This is a genomic window from Streptomyces sp. Z423-1 (genome assembly GCF_013009255.1).
GTDB lineage: Bacteria > Actinomycetota > Actinomycetes > Streptomycetales > Streptomycetaceae > Streptomyces > Streptomyces gossypiisoli.
Genome location: NZ_CP053109.1, coordinates 1,180,997 through 1,200,207, shown reverse-complemented (window position 1 = coordinate 1,200,207; position 19,211 = coordinate 1,180,997). Strand labels below are relative to the sequence as shown.

Below are 19,211 nucleotides of genomic sequence, written 5' to 3'. Positions count from 1 at the left end.
TTGATACAGCCCCGCGCCCCTGGGCGGCGTTGTTCACCTGGTTGGGTGTCTGGTTGCCGCCAATGGGGGTGCGGAGGCGCGCGTGCTCGTGACCGGCGGGCTGTGATGGCTGTGGGGGTGCGGGCCTCGTGCCCCCTCGTCGGTCTTAAGGAGCCCGTCTCATGTGGCGCAGCGCCCGTGTCCTGTCCGTGGTCGTCATAGCCGGGTTCGCTCTGGGCGGGGCCGTTCCCCTTGCCTCGGCGGACCCGGCCGCAGAGGTGTCGCCCGACGCCGCTCAGCCGGGCGGTACCGTCACCGTGGCCGTGGTCTGCGATTCCGTCGGTGGGGCGTCGCCCGAGGTGATCGAGGCGACCTCCCAGGCCTTCGCCGAGGGCACGGTGCAGTTGCAGCGGGAGTTCGGCGAGGACGGCGAGGCGGACGGGCCCACGTATCGGGGGACCGCCCTCATCGCGGCCGACGGCAACGACTCGGCGTGGACCGTCGACGGCGCCTGCCCTGGGGCGGCCGGTGCGCAGGGCAAGCCCTGGAGCACGTCCTTCACCGCCGCGCCCGAGACGGGCGGCGGCACGTCGGCCTGCGTCGAGCCGAAGGACTGCTACGGAGGTGCTGTGGTGGAGCACGGCGTGCAGGCGGGGTGGGGCGGGGCGTTCAGCGAGTCCGTGCCCGCGCTGGTCGCCGGTGGGCTGCTGATCGCGGGGGCGCTCGGTGCCGCCGGGCACCGGCTGTGGCGCAGGGACACGCGGGGGGACGCCTGAGGCGGGGTCCGGCTGGGTACGCAGAGCGCGAGAGCACGACCGGCACCGTACGCACGACGCACCGTCCGACGACCTGACTCGGCGCGAGGGCGACACGGCACCGGCACGGCACAGGGACAGCGCGGAGGTACGCATGCGGCGGACGGAACCGGAAGGCCACGGCCCCGTCCGCTACGGGCCGCCCCTCCCCGACGACGGGCTGCCCGTGCTGCCGGAGCTGTCCGCCGTGCTCGCCGCCGCCGCGGGCCGTGCCGTCAGTGAGCCGGTGGGCGGCGCCACGGCGCTGCTGGACGCGGCCTGCGGGTACTGGGAGCGGCGCGGGCTGGCCACCGGGCCGGGGCATGTCGTGGCCGCCCCGGGCGCGCCCGCCCTGCTGCTGGCGCTGACCGCGGCGCTCGGCGGCGATGTCCTGGTGCCACGGCCCTGCGCGGCCTGGTGGGCGCCGTACGCACGCCTGCTCGGCCGGCCGGTGTTCCATGTGGCGACGTCCGCCGAGTGCGGGGGCGTACCGGATCCGTACGCCCTGCTGGAGACCGTGCGCCGGGTGCGGGCCGAGGGCGGTGACCCGCGGCTGCTGGTGCTGTCCGTCGCCGACGACCCGACGGCCACGGTGGCGCCCCCCGAACTGCTGCACGAGACCGTCGAGGCCGCCACCGGCGAGGGACTGCACCTGGTCAGCGACGAGACCTGGCGCGACACCCTGCACGCCCCGCACGACACGGTGCTGCTCAGCCCGGCCGAGATGCTGCCCGACCAGGTCACCGTCGTCTCCGACCTGGCCGGTGCCCTGCTGCCGCCCGGCTGGCCCGCCGCCGTCGCCCGCTTCCCCGAGGGCGCGGCCGGGGACGGGCTGCACGCGCGCGTACTGGATGTGCTCACCGCGCTCGGCGCGCGCGTCGCCGGACCGGTCGCCGCCGCGGCCACCTACGCGCTGGGCGAGCCAGAGCCGCTCGGCGGCCATGTGGACGCCGTCGTACGCCTGCACGCGCGCGTGGCCGAGGCCGCGCACCACGCCGTGGTCGCCGCGGGCGCCCTCGCCCAGCCGCCGCAGGCCGGCCGGCACCTGTACGTCGACCTCGGCCCGCTGCGGTCGGGGCTCGCCGCGCACGACGTGGGGGATGCCCAGGAACTGGAGGACTTCCTCGCCGCCCGGCTCGGCATGCCCGCCCCCGGTGGCCACCGCTTCGGCGACGACCTGGCCGCACTGCGCGTACGGCTGTCCACCGGCCCGCTGCTGGGCGGCACGGACGCCGAGCGCGCGGAATGCCTCGATGCGCCCGCGCCGTTGGAACTGCCGCACGTGGAACGCGCGTTGATCAACCTGAAGTCGGTCCTTGACGATCTCCGTGACGACGCTCAGTGATGGGAGTCTCCTCGATGACGCAGCAGTCCGAGTCGACCACGAGCACACCCACCCAGGAGTCCGACAATCCGGCGTCCAGGTCGTCGGCGGCATCGGCGATGTCGCCGCTCGCGCCCCCGTTCCCGCCGCTCGCCGAGCCCCGCCCGCTGGGCGAGCGGCGCGTGTGGCCGCGTACCTTCCACGACCGGCTGACCGCCCCGCTGCCCGGCATCAAGGCCCTCGCCCGGTTCGCCCGCGAAGGTACCGTCCGCCCCGGCCGCGAGGGCCTCGCCGACATCCCCCGGCTGCCCTTCGAGCCCGGCCCGCTGCCCCGCGTCGACGCCCGCACGGTCGCCGTCACCTGGGCGGGACACGCCAGTTGGGTGCTGCGCGTCGGCGGGCTCACCGTGCTCACCGACCCGGTCTGGTCCCGCCGCATCCTCGGCACCCCGGCCCGGATCACGCCGGTCGGGATCCCCTGGAGCGAACTGCCACGGATCGACGCGGTGGTCATCAGCCACAACCACTACGACCACCTGGACGCCCCCACGTTGCGCAGGCTCCCGCGCGACACGCCGGTGTTCGCCCCGGCCGGGCTGGGCCGCTGGTTCCAGCGCCGCCGCTTCACCTGCGTCACCGAGCTGGACTGGTGGGAGGCGGCCGAACTGGACGGCGTCCGCTTCGACTTCGTCCCCGCCCACCACTGGTCCAAGCGCACCCCGACCGACACCTGCCGCACCCTGTGGGGCGGTTGGGTGCTCACCGACCCCGACGGCAGGCGCGTCTACTTCGCGGGCGACACGGGATACGGCCACTGGTTCACGCGCATCGGCCGCCGCTACCCCGGCATCGACCTCGCGCTGATGCCGATCGGCGCGTACGACCCGCGCTGGTGGCTCAGCGACGTCCACTGCGACCCGGAGGAGGCGGTACGGGCCGTAAAGGACCTGGGCGCGCGACGGATGGCGCCGATGCACTGGGCGACGTTCGTCCTGTCGGCGGAGCCGGTCCTGGAACCACTGACGCGCGTGCGAACGGCATGGGAGAAGGCGGGGCTGGACAGGGAGGACCTGTGGGACTTGCCGGTGGGCGGCTCAAGAGTGCTGGATCGCCTCTATGACGGGCGCGAGGACTGACGCCGATCAGGGGCGCGGGGAACTGCGCGACCAGCCACATCGCGCCCGCACCCCGCAACGAAGCATCACTTGGCAGCCCGAACCCGCCGCCACAAACCCGGCACCGCACTGATGACCAACGTCAGCACCACCACCGCGACCACCCCCTCCCACGGCTCGGGAAACAACGACCCACCCAGAATCCCGATCAACTGATACGTCACCGCCCACGCCAAACACGCCGGCAAATTGCCCCGCGCAAACCTCCGCATCGGCCACCGCGCCAGCAGACACGCCAGCATCACCGGCAGCCGCCCCGCCGGCACCAGCCGGGACAGCACCAGCACCGCGACCCCGTGCGCGGCGAGCTTGTCCTGCGCCCGCGCCAGCCGGTCCTCCGGCGCCCGCGCGCGGATCGCCTCCAGCCAGCGCGAGCCGTTCTTCGACTTCAGGCCCCGCCGCGCCAGCCAGTACAGCGTGACGTCGCCGAGGAACGCCGCCAGCGACGCCGTCACGAACACCAGCGCCAGCGAGAACGGCGCCGTCTGGTGAAACGCGACCACCGCCGCCGAGCTCACCAGCGCCCCCGTCGGCACGACCGGCACCAGCGCCCCGATCAGCACCAGCAGGAACAGCGACGGATAGCCGATCGCCTGCTGGGTGGACTCCGCCGGTAGGGGCGTCGTGGCGGCCGCGAGCCAGCTCACCGGGCGACCTCCAGGCGCACACTCTCCCCGTGGCCGAGCAGATGCACCGCCACCTGCGGCGCCCGCCGCGCCGCGAGGCGCACGAACTCGTCGCCCGGCGCGTGGAACTCGTGCGGGCGCACGGAGTCCATGCCGATCGGCCAGTACGTGCCGAAGTGCACCGGCACCGCGCTGTGCGGCGCCAGCCGGGCCAGCGCCTCGGCGGCCAGTGCCGGGTCCAGGTGGCCGTGGCCGAGGTAGGGGCCCCAGCCGCCGACCGGCAGCAGCGCCACGTCGACCGGCCCGATCTCTTCCGCCATCGTGTCGAACAGCCCGGTGTCCCCGGCGAAGTAGGTGCGGGCCTCGCCCTCGATGACATAGCCGAGGGCGGGGCAGCGGTGCGGGCCGATGGGCAGGCGTCGTCCGTCGTGCCGCGCGGACACGGCCCGTACGGTCAGATCGGCCACCCGTGTGGTGTCGCCGGGCGCCATCTCGGTCAGGCGCAGATGGGCGAGCCGGCGCAGCGCCGGTACCGCCTGGGGTGCGCCCCGGGGTACGAGCAGGCGCGTGCCCGGCGCGAGCCGGGCCAGCGACGGCACGTGCAGGTGGTCGGCGTGCAGGTGGGAGACCAGGGCGACGTCCGCGCGCCACGCGCCGGGCGGTGGGAGCGCGCCCCGGCGGCGGCGCAGATGGACCAGCCTGCGGACGAACAGGGGATCGGTGAGCACGCGTATGTTCGAGTCCGCGACCGTGCAGGTGGCGTGCCCCCACCAGGTGATCTCCACCGGCACCTCTTTGCCTCCTTCGCGCGACTCCCCGAAGCCTACGGGCAGGAGTAGGGTCGACGGTCAAACCCGGAGGTGAGGGGGCGCCATGGGAGCAGTGCGCGTCACGGCGATCGCCAGTCTGACGCCGTTGGAGGAGCTGGACGCGGACCCCTTTCTGGTCGACTCCCGCAGCCAGCACGCGATGTGCGCGCGGTGGGCCGCGGAGCGCGGGTACGTCGTCGCCCGGCAGCTGCTGGTGTGCGGGCTGCGCGCCGACCACTGCGCCCTGTGGGACGGCGTACGGCCCGGACGTGACGTCTTCGTGGCGCCGAGCCGCCGGGTGCTGGAGAGCGCCCTGTCCGACGTGGAGGAGTTCACCGCGGAGTGCGCCCGGCGGGGAGTGCGCATCGAGACCGTGGGGCGGGCCGAGCCGTCGTACGACGCGCAGATGAAGGCCCAGGTGCATCGGCGGCTGTCGATGCCGACGGCCGGGTACGACGGGCGCTGACGGTTCGTCGTACCCGGGGACGCATCGGTTCCGGTACGCGTTGTGACAATCTGGACGCAGGCCTGCTCCGGCGGCGGGCCGGGACGTGAGGTGTGCGGGGCGTGCTCAAGGGGCGGTGGCGGCGGATCGTCAGCCAGGTGGGGCGGAGCGTCACGGTGTGGGCCGTCAGCACGGTCACGATGCTGGTGCTCGCCGGGATCCTGCCCGACTTCCAGTTGCAGAGCGCCGACGGCGACAGCGCCACCACCATCGCCGTGACCGCCGCGTTGGCGGCCGGTGCCTTCGGTCTGCTGTCCGCCGTGGTGTGGCCGCTGCTCGTACGGCTCCTGCTGCTGGTGCCCGCGCTCGTGCTCGGGCTGCTGGTGTTCTTCCTCAACGGCGCGCTGCTCCTCGTGGCCCTGCGCCTGAACCCCGCCGAACGCGGCGCCGTGAACCCGGAGACCGCGGTGGTCGTCGCCGCCGTGATGTCCGCCGTCGCCTCCGCCACCGGCGCCGCCCTCGCCGTCCGCGACGACGACGCCTACCGGCGCCGCCTGTACCGCCTCGCCGACCGGCGCCGCCGCGCCCTGCCGCCCGGCCCGGTCACCCCGGGCACCGTCTTCGTCCAGCTGGACGGCGTCGGGCACGACGTGCTGACGGCCGCCGTCGGCAAGGGGCTGATGCCGACCGTCGCCCGCTGGCTCGGCTACGGATCGGCCGACGGCCCCGGCAACCCCACCCACCGCCTCACTCCCTGGCGCACCGACTGGTCCAGCCAGACCGGCGCCAGCCAGCTCGGCATCCTGCACGGCAGCACCTTCGACATCCCCGCCTTCCGCTGGTACGAGAAGGACACCCAGGAGGTGATGGTCAGCAACCGGCCGACCAGCGCCGCCGAACTCCAGCGCCGCGCGGTCGAACGCACCGGCGACGGCGGACTGCTCACCGTCGACGGCGCCAGCCGCGGCAACCTGTTCAGCGGCGGCGCCGACGAACAGGCCCTCGTGCTGTCCATCGCCACCCGGCGCCGCAGCCGCGAGAACCGCTCCCGCGCCGGCTACTTCGCCTACTTCTCCGACCCGGCCAACGCCGTGCGCACCGCCCTGTCCTTCGTCGCCGAGGCCGGCCGCGAGATCGGTCAGTCCACCCGGGCCCGCCTGCACAAGGTCCGCCCGCGGGTCTCCCGGGGCGGCCTCTACCCGTTCGTCCGCGCCTTCGCGACCGTCGTCGAACGGGACGTCGTCGTCGCCGCGGTGATGGGCGACCTGCTCGCCGGGCGCACCGCCGTCTACGCCGACCTGGTGGCGTACGACGAGGTGGCGCACCACTCCGGGCCGATGAGCCGGGACGCCGAGAAGGTCCTCGGACGCCTGGACCGGGCGCTCGCGCTGATCGAGAAGGTCGCCGAGCACGCGCCCCGCCCGTACCGGATCGTCGTCCTGTCCGACCACGGCCAGAGCCCCGGCGAGACGTTCCGCGCCCGCTACGGCCTCACGCTCGGCGACCTGGTCCGGGCCGGCTGCGGGCTGCCCGTGCCGCGCCGGGCGCGCCGCACCCGCAGCGGCGCCGAGGCCCGCGCGGCCGTCCGGGCCGCCCTGCACAGGCCGGTGGAGGAGGAACACGAGCAGGCCCGCCCCGCGCGCCGCTCCGAGCCGATCGTGCTGGCCTCCGGCAATCTCGGCCTGATCTCCTTCCCGGACGTGCACCACCGGATGAGCAAGGAGGAGATCGACGCCCGCCACCCGGCACTGCTGCCGACCCTCGCCAACCACCCCGGCATCGGCTTCCTCCTCGTGCGCAGCGAGGAGCACGGCGGGGTGGTGCTCGGCGCGAACGGCGCCGAGGTCCCGCTGGACCGGCTCGACGACGAACACCCCGGGCCGCTCGCCGGGTTCGGGCCCGGTGCCGCTCAGGCCGTGCGCCGCACGCACTCCTTCCCGCACACCGCCGACATCATGGTCAACTCCTTCCACGACCCGGCCGACGGCGAAGTCCTCGCCTTCGAGGAGCAGATCGGCTCGCACGGCGGGCTCGGCGGCGCCCAGGCCAAGCCGTTCCTGCTGTCGCCGCTGGCCTGCTCCGCGCCCGTGGACGAGGGGGAGGACCTCGTGGGCGCCGAGCAGGTGCACCGCGTGCTGCGCCGCTGGCTGCGTGAGACGGCGGGGCCGCAGGTGCCGGTCGAGGCGGAGCCGGAGGAGCGGGCGGCGTGAAAATCGGCTGCGCCACCGCAGCCGTACGCACACACTTGTCGCGCACACTTTTCCCGAAACCTCCCGAGGAGCCCCTGCTTTGCAGGCCGCCGTCACCGTCACGCCCGCCCGCATACCCGAACTGCTGCTCGGTCTCGCGACCGTGCGGCCGGTCTTCCTCTGGGGCGCACCCGGCATCGGAAAGTCGTCCCTGGTGCGGGAGTTCGCCGAGTCGCTGGGGCTGATGGGGGTCCCCCCGCGCCCTTAAGGCGTGGGGGAGCGTGAGCCGCTCGGTACGCAGCTCGCGCCCGAGGACCTGATCGGCGTGCCGCAGATCCGCGACGGACGGTCGGTGTTCTGCCCGCCGGAGGCGATCGCCCGCGACGAGCCGTACTGCCTGTTCCTGGACGAGCTGAACGCGGCCACGCCGGATGTGCAGAAGGCGTTCTACTCGCTGATCCTGGACCGCCGGATCGGAAACTACGCACTCCCCGAGGGCTCGATCGTCATCGGCGCCGGCAACCGCGCCACCGACAACGCCCTCGCCCGCCCCATCGCCTCCGCGCTGGTCAACCGTCTCGCGCACGTGCACCTGGAGGCGTCCCCGAAGGACTGGCTGATGTGGGCGGCCGACAACGGCATCCACCCGTGGATCCTGGACCACCTCACCGACCGCCCCGACCACCTGTGGTCCAAGCCGCCCAGGACCGAGGAGCCGTTCTCCACGCCCCGCTCCTGGCACATGCTCTCCGACGCGCTGCACTCCTTCGGCCAGGGCCTCGACGAGGAGACGCTGAAGGTGCTCGCGCACGGCACGCTGACACCCGCGCACGCGACCGCGTTCTGCGGCTACGTCAAGATCGTGCGCAGCCGGTTCGGCATCGAGGCCATCCTCAAGGGCGAGGCCCGCTGGCCGCACCGCCTTGAGGACCGCGACCTGCTCTACTACCTCGCCGAGTCGTTCCGCGGCCGGCTGGTCAAGGAACTGCCCGCGAGCAAGGAGCACATGTCGGCGCACGGGCGGGAGACGGCGTACCGCGCCAAATCGCTGCTGGTGCAGCTCGCCGAGATCTCCGTCGAGGTCGCGCAGAGCGTGATCGCCTCCGACACCGACGGCAACCCGGTCCTGCCCGCCTGGTTCCTGATCGAGGCGGCCCGCGACATGCCGCGGCTGGTGGAGGCCCGGCGGTGAGCCGGACCCGCGGGAAGGGGAACAAGAAGCGCGACCTGGCGGCGGAGGCGTTCGCGGAGGGCATGCGGCTCGTGCTGGGCAACCCGGCGCTGAAGGCCGTCGACTTCGACACCTGCCGGGACGACGAGTGCGACCTCGCGCCCCGGGACGGCCTGATCCGCGTGGACTCCGAGGGCGTGCTGCACTCCCACCCGGACCGGATCGCCGACGGCCGCGACTGGGCCTGGGCCATCGCACACGCCGTGATCCATCTCGGCTTCGGCCACGTCGCGGCCGCCAAGGGCGACCGCGTCCAGCCGGACCGCCACGAAGCCGCCGCCCGCTGCGCCGTCGTCAACCGCTTCCTGCTCACGTTTCCCGTCGGCCGCACGCCCGAGCACCTGCCGGACTCCTACCCCGACGGCGACGAGGAACAGCTCGCCGCACGCTGGCGCCGCGACGGCATTCCGGCCGCCTACGAGCGGTGCGGCACCGCGGGCGGGGAGCCCGACCAGCTGCTCGTCGGCTGGCGGGGCTGGACCGGGCGGCCCCCGGACTGGCAGCTCGCCTTCGCGAACGCGCTCACCCGCACCATGTCCGCGGCCCTGGACATGGCGGGCGGCCGCCGCGACTCCCTCGACGGTACCCTCGCCCCGGCCCGCCCCTGGGAGCGGGCGCTGCGCTGGTTCATCTCCTCCTACCCGCTGCTCGGCGGCATCGCGGCCGGCATCAAGCTGGTCGCCGACGCCGAACTGACCCGCGCCCACGGCATCGCCGTCGCGGCCGTGAACGCCGAGGCCGGCGAGATCTACATCAACCCGCTGCGCCAGTTCGATGACGAGGAGTGGCGGTTCATCCTGGCCCACGAGATGCTGCACGCCGCCCTGCGGCACGGCGACCGCTGCGGCACCCGCGACCCGTACCTGTTCAACGTCGCCTGCGACTACGTCATCAACGGCTGGCTGTGCGAGATGCAGGTCGGCACCCTGCCCGAGGGGCTGCTGTACGACAGGGACCTGGCGGGTCTGTCCGCCGAGGAGGTGTACGACCGTATCGCCGGCGACCTGCGCCGGATGCGCCGCCTGTCCACGCCGTGCGGCAGGGGACGCCCGGACGTCCTCGGTGCCCCGCTCGGCCCGCCGGGCGCGTACGTCGACCTCGACGAGTTCTACCGGCGCGGCCTCGCGAACGGCCTCGACCTGCACCGGAGCCAGGAGCGCGGCCACCTGCCCGGCGGCCTGGTCGAGGAGATCCGCGCGCTCAGCCATCCGCCGCTGCCGTGGGACGCCCAGCTGGCCCGCTGGTTCGACGAGTACGTGCCCCGTCCGGTGCCGGTGCGGTCGTACGCCCGGCCCGCGCGCCGTCAGGCGTCCACCCCCGACATCCCGCGCGCGGGCCGCCACTTCCCGCCCGAGGAGGTCGCCCGCTGCACCTTCGGCGTCGTCCTCGACACCTCCGGCTCCATGGAGCGGACGCTGCTCGGCAAGGCGCTGGGCGCCATCGCCTCGTACGCCGAGGCCCGTGACGTACCGGCCGCGCGGGTCGTCTTCTGCGACGCGGTCGCGCACGACGCGGGCTATCTGCCGGTCACCGAGATCGCCATGGGGGCACCTCCCAGGCCCTTTGGGCACTGGGGGAGGGTGCGGGTGCACGGGCGCGGCGGTACGGTCCTGCAGCCCGGGATCGATCTGCTGCACCGGGCGGAGGACTTCCCGCCGGGCGCGCCGGTGCTGGTGATCACCGACGGCTGGTGCGATGTGCTGCGGGTGCGCCGCGAGCACGCGTATCTGATTCCCCAAGGCGCCCGACTGCCGTTCACCGCGCGTGGACCGGTGTTTCGCGTGCGGTGAGCCGGAATGTGATCGGATAGGGGACGAGAGCCCCGGAAACGGGGCCGTATCGAGAGCATGCGAAAGGAACAACCGTGGCAACCACGCGCTCCGCACACACCGTCTGGGAAGGCAACCTGCTCGAGGGCAACGGCGTCGTCACCTTCGACTCCTCCGGCATCGGCCAGCAGCCGGTGTCGTGGCCGTCGCGCGCCGAGCAGGCGAACGGCAAGACCAGCCCCGAGGAGCTGATCGCCGCCGCCCACTCCAGCTGCTTCTCCATGGCGCTGTCGCACGGTCTGACCGGCGCCGGCAACCCGCCCACCAAGCTCGTCACCTCGGCCGACGTGACGTTCCAGCCCGGTGAGGGCATCACCGGCATCCACCTGACCGTCGAGGGCACGGTCCCCGGCCTGGACAACGACGCGTTCGTCGCCGCCGCCGAGGACGCCAAGGCCAACTGCCCGGTCAGCCAGGCGCTGAAGGCCGTCCCGATCACCTTGTCGGCGAAGCTCGCGTAGGCGCTCCGCTGGGGTGCGGCGGGGAGGTGCCGAGCAGGGCCCGTCCCGCGTCCGCCGCACCCCTTTTGAAAGTCGTCTACCGGACTGACCGGGCGCTGCCCGGGTATGTGCCTATGTGCCTGAATGACCAAGGGCCCCATTGACAAGAACCCACTCAAGTTTTGTGCTGGTTTTCGAGAGGCTCCCTGGCGGAAGGGGACAGCGATGGCACGCGCGGTCGGTATCGATCTCGGGACCACGAACTCGGTGGTGGCCGTCCTGGAGGGCGGCGAACCCACGGTTGTCGCCAACGCGGAGGGCGCCAGGACCACACCATCGGTCGTGGCCTTCGCCAAGAACGGCGAGGTACTCGTCGGCGAGGTCGCCAAGCGGCAGGCCGTCACGAACGTCGAGCGCACGGCGCGCTCCGTCAAGCGGCACATGGGCGACGCGCACTGGCGGTTCCCCGAGCAGGGCTCCGTGGACGGCACCCGCTACCGGGCCCAGGAGCTGTCGGCGCGGGTGCTGCAGAAGCTGAAGCGGGACGCCGAGGCCTATCTCGGCGAGGACGTCACGGACGCGGTGATCACCGTGCCCGCCTACTTCGACGACGCCCAGCGGCAGGCGACGAAGGAGGCCGGGGAGATCGCCGGCCTGAAGGTGCTGCGGATCATCAACGAGCCCACCGCCGCCGCCCTCGCCTACGGCCTCGACCGGGGCGAGGAGCAGACCGTCCTCGTCTTCGACCTCGGCGGCGGCACCTTCGACGTCTCGCTGCTGGAGATCGGCGACGGCGTGATCGAGGTCAAGGCCACCAACGGCGACACGCACCTCGGCGGCGACGACTGGGACCAGCGGGTCGTCGAGCACCTCGTGAAGCGCTTCAAGGGGCAGTACGGCATCGATCTCGGCAACGACAAGATGGCGCTCCAGCGGCTCCGCGAGGGCGCGGAGAAGGCCAAGATCGAGCTGTCCAGCTCCTCGGAGACGTCGATCAACCTGCCGTACATCACCGCCTCCGCCGAAGGCCCCCTGCACCTGGAGGAGAAGCTCACCCGCGCCCAGTTCCAGGAGCTCACCTCCGACCTCCTCGACCGCTGCAAGACCCCCTTCCACCAGGCGGTCAAGGACGCGAACATCAAGCTCTCGGCGGTCGACCACGTCATCCTCGTCGGCGGCTCCACCCGGATGCCCGCCGTCACCGATCTGGTCAAGGAACTCACCGGCAAGGACCCGCACAAGGGCGTCAACCCCGACGAGGTGGTGGCCGTCGGCGCCGCCCTGCAGGCCGGCGTCATCCGCGGCGACGTCAAGGACGTGCTGCTCCTCGACGTCACCCCGCTGTCCCTGGGCATCGAGACCAAGGGCGGCATCATGACGAAGCTGATCGAACGCAACACCACGATCCCGACCCGGCGTTCGGAGATCTTCACGACCGCCACCGACAACCAGCCCTCGGTCGGCATCCAGGTCTACCAGGGCGAACGCGAGATCGCCGCGTACAACAAGAAGCTCGGCACCTTCGACCTCACCGGCCTGCCGCCCGCCCCGCGCGGCGTGCCGCAGATCGAGGTGGCGTTCGACATCGACGCCAACGGGATCATGCACGTCTCCGCGAAGGACCTGGCGACGGGCCGCGAGCAGAAGATGACCGTCACCGGTGGCTCGGCGCTGCCCAAGGACGACATCGACCGCATGATGCGGGAGGCCGAGCAGTACGCCGAGGAGGACCGCAGGCGCCGGGAGGCCGCCGAGACCCGCAACCAGGCCGAGCAACTCGTCTACCAGACGGAGAAGTTCCTCCGCGAGAACGAGGAGCGCGTCCCGGCCGACACCAAGTCGGAGGTCGAGTCGGCGATCACGGACCTGAAGCAGTCGCTGGAGCGCAACGCCGAGACCAGCGAACTGCGCACCGGCGTCGAGAAACTCGCCACCGTCAGCCAGAAGATGGGCCAGGCCATGTACGCCCAGGCCCAGCAGACCCCGACGGAGGGCACCACCGGGGAGCGCACCGCACCGCAGGACGAGGAGGGCGTCGTCGACGCGGAGATCGTCGACGAGGAGAAGGACACCAAGGGCGGGGCGGCCTAGGGCCTGTTGCGAAAGTCCCGCCTGCCCCGCGACGCCCGGGGACCCCCCATCGACGACTTCCGCGCGGCACGCCGAGAGCACGCACCGAACGCCGCAGGGCCCGCCCTCCGGGCGGACGACGGGACTTTCCAACAGGCCCTAGGGCTCCGGCCCGCTGGCCGGTGCCGGCGGGGCGCGCCCGTGTGCCCCCGTGCGGCCGTCGGTCAGGGCTTGCGGGCCACGCCCGCGTATACCGGCACGAGGCCCTCCGCCTGTGCGGCGACATCCTCCGGGGCCGGGCGCCAGCCGTGGACGGGGATGATGCCGGGGCCGAGCAGTTCAAGGCCGTCGAAGAAGCGGGAGAACTCGGCGAGCGAGCGGGGGAAGAAGGGCGTGCCCGTGCGCCGGAAGTGGTCGGCGGCCTTCCCGATGGCGTCGGGGCTGAGGTCGGGGGTGACCTGGGAGACGATCAGGTGGCTGCCGGGGGCGAGTGCGTCGACGTACTGCTTCAGCAGGCCGTACACCTCGTCGTCGAGGTAGTGCGTGAGCGCGACCAGCGACAGCGCGACCGGCCGGTCGAAGTCCAGCGTCTCGCCCGCTCGCCGCAGCAGGGTGTCGAGGTCGCGCACGTCGGCGTGCACGTATGCGGTGGCGCCCTCGGGGGAGCCGTGCAGCAGGGCCTCGGCGTGCCGGAGGACGATCGGGTCGTTGTCCGCGTACACGACCCGGGACTCCGGCGCGATGTCCTGGGCCACCCGGTGCAGGTTGGGCTCGGTGGGGATACCGGTGCCGATGTCCAGGAACTGGCGGATCCCGGCCTCCGCGACCGTGCGCACCGCCCGGTGCATGAACCGGCGGTTGGCGCGTGCACCGCGCAGCACCGTCCCGTCCACGGCGAGGATCCTGCGGGCCAGTTCCTCGTCCACCGGGTAGTTGTCCTTGCCGCCCAGCCACCAGTCGTAGACCCGCGCCGGGTGCGGTCGGCTGGTGTCGATCCGGGTGGGCCCGGCGTCGGATCCGGTCATGCGCTGAGGTCTCCTTGTCGTGGGTGGGGGTGGCTGAGACGTGCGTGCGTCAGACGTCGCCGCGGCACTCCTGAAGGATCTTCTTGGTGCGCTGCGCCGACGCCGCCTGCGCGGTCATGTGGTCCAGTACCTCCAGATGCGTGGAGACCTCGCTGCGGGAGTCGAGATACAGCGCGCCGGTCAGATACTCGGTGAAGACCATGTCCGGCAGCTCCGGCTCGGCGAAGCGGAACAGCGAGAAGGGGGCGTACGTCCCCGGATGCGGGCCTCCGGCGAACTCGGCGACCTGGAGTGTGACCCGGTCGCTCTCGGCGGCCTCCAGCAGCCGGTCCAGCTGGGCACCCATGACCTCACGGCGCGTGCAGACCGGGCGGCGCAGGACCGTTTCGTCCATGATCACCCACAGGTGCGGAGCGTCGGGGCGGCGCAGCAGCTCCTGCCGGGCCATCCGCAGGGAGACGTGGCGTTCGATCATCTCCGTGCCGCCCGACTGGCCGATCGTCCCGGCCTCCAGTACGGCACGGGCATAGTCCTCGGTCTGGAGCAGCCCGGGCACGAAGTGCGGCTCGTAGGAACGGATCAGCCGGGCGGCGCCCTCCAGGCTGACGAACAGGCTGAACCAGTCCGGCAGCACATCGCTGAACCGCTGCCACCAGCCCGGCTGGTTCGCCTCCTCGGCCAGCGTGACGAACGCCGTCACCTCGTCCTCGGGGACGCCGTAGGCGGGCAGCAGGATCTGCAGGTACGGAATCCTGAGCGCGACCTCGGCCGTCTCCATCCGCCGTACGGTCGCCGGGGCCACCCGCAGGACGCGTGCGGCCTCCTCGCGCTTGAGACCGGCTGCCTCGCGCAGCTCCTGCAGCCGCTTTCCGAGCACCACCTGGCCCACGGTGGGTGCGGCCCGCCGCTCACTCACGCCACGCCTCCCCTACGCGCCGAAAGCATGCGTGCAGTGTGTCATGTTCCGCTTACGGACTCACGAGTGAGTGCAGATACTTGACCGTCGCCGGGTCCGCCGGGAGCAGCGTCTCGATGGCCAGCTCGGCGACGGTCACGTCCATGGGCGTGTTGAACGTGGAGATCGACGAGATGAAGGACAGGGTCCGGCCCTCGTGCTCGATCTGCATCGGCAGCGCGAAGTAGGGGACGGGCTCGGCCGGTTCGCCGCCGGTCGCCGCCTCGGGCACCGGATACGCGGCCACCTCCTCGTACAACGCCCGCAGCGCCGCCGAGCGGTGGAGCGCGATCTGCCGTTCCATCTGGGCGAGCAGATGCCCCCGCCACTGACGGAAGTTGCGGATGCGCGGCGCCAGGCCCTCCGGGTGCAGCGTCAGCCGCATCGCGTTCGGCGGCCGGGTGAGCAGGGACTTCGGGAGGCCCTCCAGCAGCATGGTGATGCCCTGGTTGGCGGCGAGCACGTTGTACGTGGCGTCCACCACCAGCGCCGGGTACGGCTCATAGCCCCGGATCAGCCGTTCCATGCCCTCCCGCAGGGCGTCCAGCGCCGGGTCGTCCAGGGGCGTCTCCGGGTAGCGCGGGGCGTAACCGGCCGCGAGCAGCAGCGCGTTGCGCTCCCGCACGGGGACGTCAAGGTGCTCGGCCAGCTTCAGCACCATCTCCTCGCTGGGGCGGGAGCGGCCCGTCTCGACGAAGCTGATGTGCCGCGCCGAGGAGCCCGCCCGCAACGCCAGCTCCAGCTGACTGACCCGCCGCCGCTCCCGCCAGGCCCGCAGCAACGGGCCGACGCCCTGGCCGGCGGGGGTGAATGCGGGGGTGCCGGGCCGCCCGGACGGGGGGATGGTCATGACTGCGACCGTAGTCGAGGAGGGGCCGATGAACGAGGGCGTGGCAGCTGTCCGTTTTTGACCGCTTCCGATCACGGGAACCCGCCTGACCAGCGCCGCAGCGCCGGCCTGTGGCACGCTGAACAAGTACGCGACATCCACGAAGGGAGCGAGCTCATGCCCGTCGAACCGCTGTCGCAGAAGGAGATCGAGGACCGGCTGGCGGAGCTGCCCGGCTGGTCGCTCGACGGGGACCGGCTCACCCGCTCCTACCGGCTCGGCTCGCACCTGGCGGCGACGGCCCTGGTCGTGCACATCGCCCAGGTCCAGGAGGAACTCAACCACCATTCCGACCTGACCCTCGGCTACAACACCGTCACCCTCGCCGTCACCACGCACAGCGCAGGCGGCAGGGTGACCGCGATGGACTTCAAGCTCGCCGAGCGGGTGGAGGCCCTCGCCCCGGCGCACGGCGTCGGCTGAGCGCATGGTGCTGGACTACACCGACGAGGCCGAGCGCTACGACGCCTCCCGGGGCGGCGAGCCCAGAGCGGCCGCCGCCGCGGAGGGCGTGCTGAGCCTCGTACCGCGGCAAACGCGCAGCCTGCTCGACGTGGCCTGCGGCACCGGCATCGTGACCCGGCGGCTCGCGTCGGCCCGGGCCGGGATGCGGGTGACGGGCGCCGACCTGACGTACGCCATGGCCCGGCACGCCGCCGACCGCCTGCCGGGCACCGTCGTCCTCGCCGACTGCCGCCGACTGCCCTTCCGCAACGGGGAGTTCGACGCCGTCACCAGCGTCTGGCTGCTGCACCTGCTGCGACGGCCCGAGCACGTCAGGGCCGCCGTCGCCGAGTGCGCCCGGGTGCTGCGCCCCGGCGGCGTCTATGTCACGACGGTCGACAAGGCCGCCGCCCACAACGTCGGCAGTGACATCGATGCCATCCTCGCCTCCCGCCCCCGCAGCCCCGTCCTCGACTCGTCGTCGGCCGTCGAGTCGTACGCCGTCGAACACGGCCTGCGGCCCGCCGGGCTGACCCGCTTCCCCGGCCGGGGCCAGGGCCGCAGCCCCCGGCGCACCATCGCCGACCTGCGCCGCGGCTGGTTCGTCACCCTCCCGCCCGGCCACCCCCTCGCCGACGGCTTCGCCGCCCGCCTCGCCGAACTCCCCGACCAGGACCGCCCGCGCCCGGACCCGTGGTTCACCCTGCGGGCGTTCGAGAAACCCGGGTGAAGTCCGTCGACCGAGATCCCCGACCACGGGAACCGTTCGGTACGGCGGCGGTTGCGGACGTCCCAGTCGCCGTGCAGGAAGTCGACGGGGTCGGGTCGGTGTCCGGGCAGCCCAGCACCGGCTGGCCCGCAGCGGCGCCCCGGAAGTGCAGGACGTTGTCCCAGACCCAGCTGTACACGACCGGCCCGGCGTCGAGGTGCTGGCGCCCGCCGAGCTGCGCGACCGGATCGCCCGGACGGTCGCGGAACCGGCCCGGACCTACGGCAACTCACGGCCCTCCGGCGGCGACTGAGAGACGACAACCCGTCCGCCCTTCCCGGGAGGCATGTCACGTGACGTACCCGCACAAGCACCGCAGACGCCGTACCACCGCCGCCCTCGCCACCACGGCCGCCGCGCTCACCCTGGTCGGCGGTGGTCTCACCGTCCTCGGCACGGACTCCGCCGAGGCCGCCACCGCCCGTCAGGTGGAGCGGCTCGACCGGGGCGTGGTCAGCGTCCACACCGGCAGCGGCAACCTGGTCAGCTGGCGCTGGCTGGGAACCGATCCCGACAACGTATCCTTCAACGTCTACCGCGCCGGTACGAAGGTCAACGCGACGCCGATCACCGGCTCGACCAACTTCTTCCACTCCGGCGCCCCGTCCCACGCCGACTACACGGTCCGCGCGGTGGTGAACGGTGTCGAGCAGGGCGACTCCGTGCACGCCGTCCAGTTCCGCGGCGGCTACAAGGACGTGCCCCTGACCCCGCCCGCCGGCGGCACGACCCCCGACGGGGTCGCCTACACCTACGAGGCCAACGACGCCTCGGTCGCCGACCTCGACGGCGACGGCGCCCTCGACTTCGTCCTCAAGTGGCAGCCCACCAACGCCAAGGACAACTCCCAGTCCGGCTACACCGGCAACACCGTCGTCGACGGCATCAAGCTCGACGGCACCCGGCTGTGGCGCATCGACCTGGGCCGCAACATTCGTTCCGGCGCGCACTACACGCAGTTCCAGGCGTACGACTACGACGGCGACGGCAAGGCCGAGGTCGCCATGAAGACCGCCGACGGCACGCGGGACGGCACGGGCGCGGTGATCGGCAGTTCCTCGGCCGACCATCGCAACTCGTCGGGCTACGTGCTGTCCGGGCCCGAGTACTTGACCATGTTCAACGGTCAGACCGGCAAGGCCATGCAGACCGTCGACTACGTCCCGGACCGTGGTTCGGTCTCCTCCTGGGGCGACTCCTACGGCAACCGCGTCGACCGTTTCCTCGCCGGAACCGCCTACCTGGACGGCGCCCGGCCCTCGCTGATCATGGCACGCGGCTACTACACGCGTACCGTCATCGCCGCCTGGGACTGGCGCAACGGGTCCTTCACCCGCCGCTGGACCTTCGACACCAACTCCTCCACCAACGCGGGCATGGGATACGACGGCCAGGGCAACCACAGCCTGTCCATCGCCGATGTGGACGCCGACGGCAGGGACGAGATCGTCTACGGCGCGATGACCGTCGACGACAACGGCGGAGGCCTGTGGACGACGAAACTCGGCCACGGCGACGCGGGTCACGTCGGCGACCTCAACCCGGCCCGCCCGGGCCTGGAGTACTTCAAGGTCTCCGAGGACTCCTCCAAGCCCGGCTCCTGGATGGCCGACGCCCGCACCGGCCAGATCCTGTGGCAGACCGCGTCCGGCGGCGACAACGGCCGCGGTGTCTCCGCCGACGTCCACGCGGGTTCGGCGGGCGCCGAGTCCTGGTCCGCCAGGGACACCACCCTGCGCTCGGCGACCGGCGCCTCGCTCGGCCGGGAGCCGTCCAGCATCAACTTCGTCAGCTGGTGGGACGGCGACCCGGTCCGCGAGCTCCTCGACGGCACCCGTATCGACAAGTACGGCACCTCCTCCGACACCCGCCTGCTGACCGGCTCCGGCGTCTCGTCGAACAACGGCAGCAAGTCGACTCCGGCCCTGTCCGGTGACATCCTGGGCGACTGGCGCGAGGAGGTCGTCTGGCGCACCAGCGACAACCGGGCCCTGCGGATCTACTCCACCCCGCACCAGACGACGACCAGGATCACCACCCTGCTGCACGACACCCAGTACCGCGTGGCCCTGGCCTGGCAGAACACCGCGTACAACCAGCCGCCCCACCCGAGCTTCTTCCTCGGCAACGGCATGGCGACGGCCCCGAGGCCTGCCGTCCATACGCCCTGACCCGCTGGGGAAAAGCCTGGAGGGCGCGTGCGGTATGCACGCGCCCT

17 protein-coding genes and 1 pseudogene are annotated in these 19,211 nt (G+C 72.6%); 13 read left to right on the top strand and 5 right to left on the bottom strand.

The features are described 5' to 3' along the window. Nucleotides 1–161 precede the first annotated feature (161 nt). The 3 genes from HJD23_RS05500 to HJD23_RS05490 all read left to right on the top strand — a co-directional run bounded on the left by HJD23_RS05500 (nucleotide 162) and on the right by HJD23_RS05490 (nucleotide 3,233). The gene (locus HJD23_RS05500) at nucleotides 162–755 is read left to right on the top strand and encodes a hypothetical protein (RefSeq protein WP_171109457.1); all 594 of its coding nucleotides are present in this window, start codon (nucleotides 162–164) and stop codon (nucleotides 753–755) included. A 133-nt stretch (nucleotides 756–888) separates the two neighbouring features. Continuing rightward, nucleotides 889–2,118, top strand: coding sequence for an aminotransferase class I/II-fold pyridoxal phosphate-dependent enzyme (locus HJD23_RS05495; protein WP_171109458.1), 1,230 nt, complete (start codon nucleotides 889–891; stop codon nucleotides 2,116–2,118). Between the two features lie 14 nt (nucleotides 2,119–2,132). Continuing rightward, nucleotides 2,133–3,233 carry an MBL fold metallo-hydrolase gene (locus tag HJD23_RS05490; RefSeq protein ID WP_171109459.1) on the top strand — a complete coding sequence of 367 codons (1,101 nt, stop codon included), beginning with the start codon at nucleotides 2,133–2,135 and terminating at the stop codon, nucleotides 3,231–3,233. Nucleotides 3,234–3,298: 65 nt separating this feature from the next. Here the strand turns inward: HJD23_RS05490 and HJD23_RS05485 are convergent, their stop codons facing one another. Further along, nucleotides 3,299–3,919, bottom strand: a complete 621-nt coding sequence (locus HJD23_RS05485) for a VTT domain-containing protein (RefSeq protein ID WP_171109460.1) — start codon at nucleotides 3,917–3,919, stop codon at nucleotides 3,299–3,301. Next, nucleotides 3,916–4,689, bottom strand: a complete 774-nt coding sequence (locus HJD23_RS05480) for an MBL fold metallo-hydrolase (RefSeq protein WP_171109461.1) — start codon at nucleotides 4,687–4,689, stop codon at nucleotides 3,916–3,918. The genes HJD23_RS05485 and HJD23_RS05480 overlap by 4 nt, the downstream gene beginning before the upstream one ends. Before the next feature lie 82 nt (nucleotides 4,690–4,771). Between HJD23_RS05480 and HJD23_RS05475 the strand changes: the two genes are divergently transcribed. The 6 genes and pseudogenes from HJD23_RS05475 (at nucleotide 4,772) to dnaK (ending at nucleotide 12,932) form a co-directional block, all read left to right on the top strand. Beyond that, nucleotides 4,772–5,173 (top strand): hypothetical protein, encoded by a 402-nt coding sequence (locus HJD23_RS05475; protein WP_141307529.1) that lies wholly within the window; start codon nucleotides 4,772–4,774, stop codon nucleotides 5,171–5,173. Between the two features lie 92 nt (nucleotides 5,174–5,265). After that, nucleotides 5,266–7,362 carry a phage holin family protein gene (locus HJD23_RS05470; protein WP_171109462.1) on the top strand — a complete coding sequence of 699 codons (2,097 nt, stop codon included), beginning with the start codon at nucleotides 5,266–5,268 and terminating at the stop codon, nucleotides 7,360–7,362. Between the two features lie 79 nt (nucleotides 7,363–7,441). Then, nucleotides 7,442–8,533, top strand: a pseudogene (locus HJD23_RS05465) (MoxR family ATPase). Beyond that, nucleotides 8,530–10,362 carry a hypothetical protein gene (locus tag HJD23_RS05460; RefSeq protein WP_240980635.1) on the top strand — a complete coding sequence of 611 codons (1,833 nt, stop codon included), beginning with the start codon at nucleotides 8,530–8,532 and terminating at the stop codon, nucleotides 10,360–10,362. The pseudogene HJD23_RS05465 and the gene HJD23_RS05460 overlap by 4 nt, the downstream one beginning before the upstream one ends. Before the next feature lie 74 nt (nucleotides 10,363–10,436). Continuing rightward, a complete protein-coding gene (locus HJD23_RS05455) occupies nucleotides 10,437–10,862 on the top strand; it encodes an OsmC family protein (RefSeq protein WP_141307526.1) in 426 nt (141 codons plus the stop codon). A 204-nt stretch (nucleotides 10,863–11,066) separates the two neighbouring features. Next, a complete protein-coding gene (gene dnaK / locus HJD23_RS05450) occupies nucleotides 11,067–12,932 on the top strand; it encodes a molecular chaperone DnaK (protein ID WP_171109463.1) in 1,866 nt (621 codons plus the stop codon). Nucleotides 12,933–13,135: 203 nt separating this feature from the next. Here the strand turns inward: dnaK and HJD23_RS05445 are convergent, their stop codons facing one another. From HJD23_RS05445 to HJD23_RS05435, 3 genes are read right to left on the bottom strand one after another with little or no spacing between them, the layout of a single operon-like run. Beyond that, a complete protein-coding gene (locus tag HJD23_RS05445) occupies nucleotides 13,136–13,936 on the bottom strand; it encodes an SAM-dependent methyltransferase (RefSeq protein ID WP_171109464.1) in 801 nt (266 codons plus the stop codon). 49 nt (nucleotides 13,937–13,985) lie between these two features. Then, complete coding sequence (locus HJD23_RS05440) at nucleotides 13,986–14,852, bottom strand: helix-turn-helix transcriptional regulator (RefSeq protein WP_171109465.1); 867 nt, start codon at nucleotides 14,850–14,852, stop codon at nucleotides 13,986–13,988. Nucleotides 14,853–14,904: 52 nt separating this feature from the next. Then, nucleotides 14,905–15,741, bottom strand: coding sequence for a helix-turn-helix transcriptional regulator (locus tag HJD23_RS05435; protein WP_171109466.1), 837 nt, complete (start codon nucleotides 15,739–15,741; stop codon nucleotides 14,905–14,907). Between the two features lie 156 nt (nucleotides 15,742–15,897). Between HJD23_RS05435 and HJD23_RS05430 the strand changes: the two genes are divergently transcribed. From HJD23_RS05430 to HJD23_RS05415, 4 genes are all read left to right on the top strand, one after another. After that, on the top strand, nucleotides 15,898–16,203 hold the full coding sequence (locus HJD23_RS05430; protein WP_171109467.1) for a 4a-hydroxytetrahydrobiopterin dehydratase: 306 nt from the start codon (nucleotides 15,898–15,900) through the stop codon (nucleotides 16,201–16,203). A gap of 7 nt (nucleotides 16,204–16,210) precedes the next feature. Next, nucleotides 16,211–16,954 (top strand): class I SAM-dependent methyltransferase, encoded by a 744-nt coding sequence (locus HJD23_RS05425; protein WP_171111545.1) that lies wholly within the window; start codon nucleotides 16,211–16,213, stop codon nucleotides 16,952–16,954. Between the two features lie 145 nt (nucleotides 16,955–17,099). Next, the gene (locus HJD23_RS05420; protein WP_171109468.1) at nucleotides 17,100–17,246 is read left to right on the top strand and encodes a hypothetical protein; all 147 of its coding nucleotides are present in this window, start codon (nucleotides 17,100–17,102) and stop codon (nucleotides 17,244–17,246) included. Nucleotides 17,247–17,286: 40 nt separating this feature from the next. After that, nucleotides 17,287–19,164, top strand: a complete 1,878-nt coding sequence (locus tag HJD23_RS05415) for a rhamnogalacturonan lyase (RefSeq protein ID WP_171109469.1) — start codon at nucleotides 17,287–17,289, stop codon at nucleotides 19,162–19,164. Nucleotides 19,165–19,211 lie beyond the last annotated feature (47 nt).

Excerpts from the sequence above, each read along its gene's own strand:
- HJD23_RS05500 (WP_171109457.1), top strand. The coding sequence starts at position 162 with ATGTGGCGCAGCGCCCGTGTCCTGTCCGTGGTCGTCATAGCCGGGTTC.
- HJD23_RS05495 (WP_171109458.1), top strand. The coding sequence starts at position 889 with ATGCGGCGGACGGAACCGGAAGGCCACGGCCCCGTCCGCTACGGGCCG.
- HJD23_RS05490 (WP_171109459.1), top strand. The coding sequence starts at position 2,133 with ATGACGCAGCAGTCCGAGTCGACCACGAGCACACCCACCCAGGAGTCC.
- HJD23_RS05475 (WP_141307529.1), top strand. The coding sequence starts at position 4,772 with ATGGGAGCAGTGCGCGTCACGGCGATCGCCAGTCTGACGCCGTTGGAG.
- dnaK (WP_171109463.1), top strand. The coding sequence starts at position 11,067 with ATGGCACGCGCGGTCGGTATCGATCTCGGGACCACGAACTCGGTGGTG.
- HJD23_RS05445 (WP_171109464.1), bottom strand. The coding sequence starts at position 13,936 with ATGACCGGATCCGACGCCGGGCCCACCCGGATCGACACCAGCCGACCG.
- HJD23_RS05435 (WP_171109466.1), bottom strand. The coding sequence starts at position 15,741 with ATGACCATCCCCCCGTCCGGGCGGCCCGGCACCCCCGCATTCACCCCC.
- HJD23_RS05430 (WP_171109467.1), top strand. The coding sequence starts at position 15,898 with ATGCCCGTCGAACCGCTGTCGCAGAAGGAGATCGAGGACCGGCTGGCG.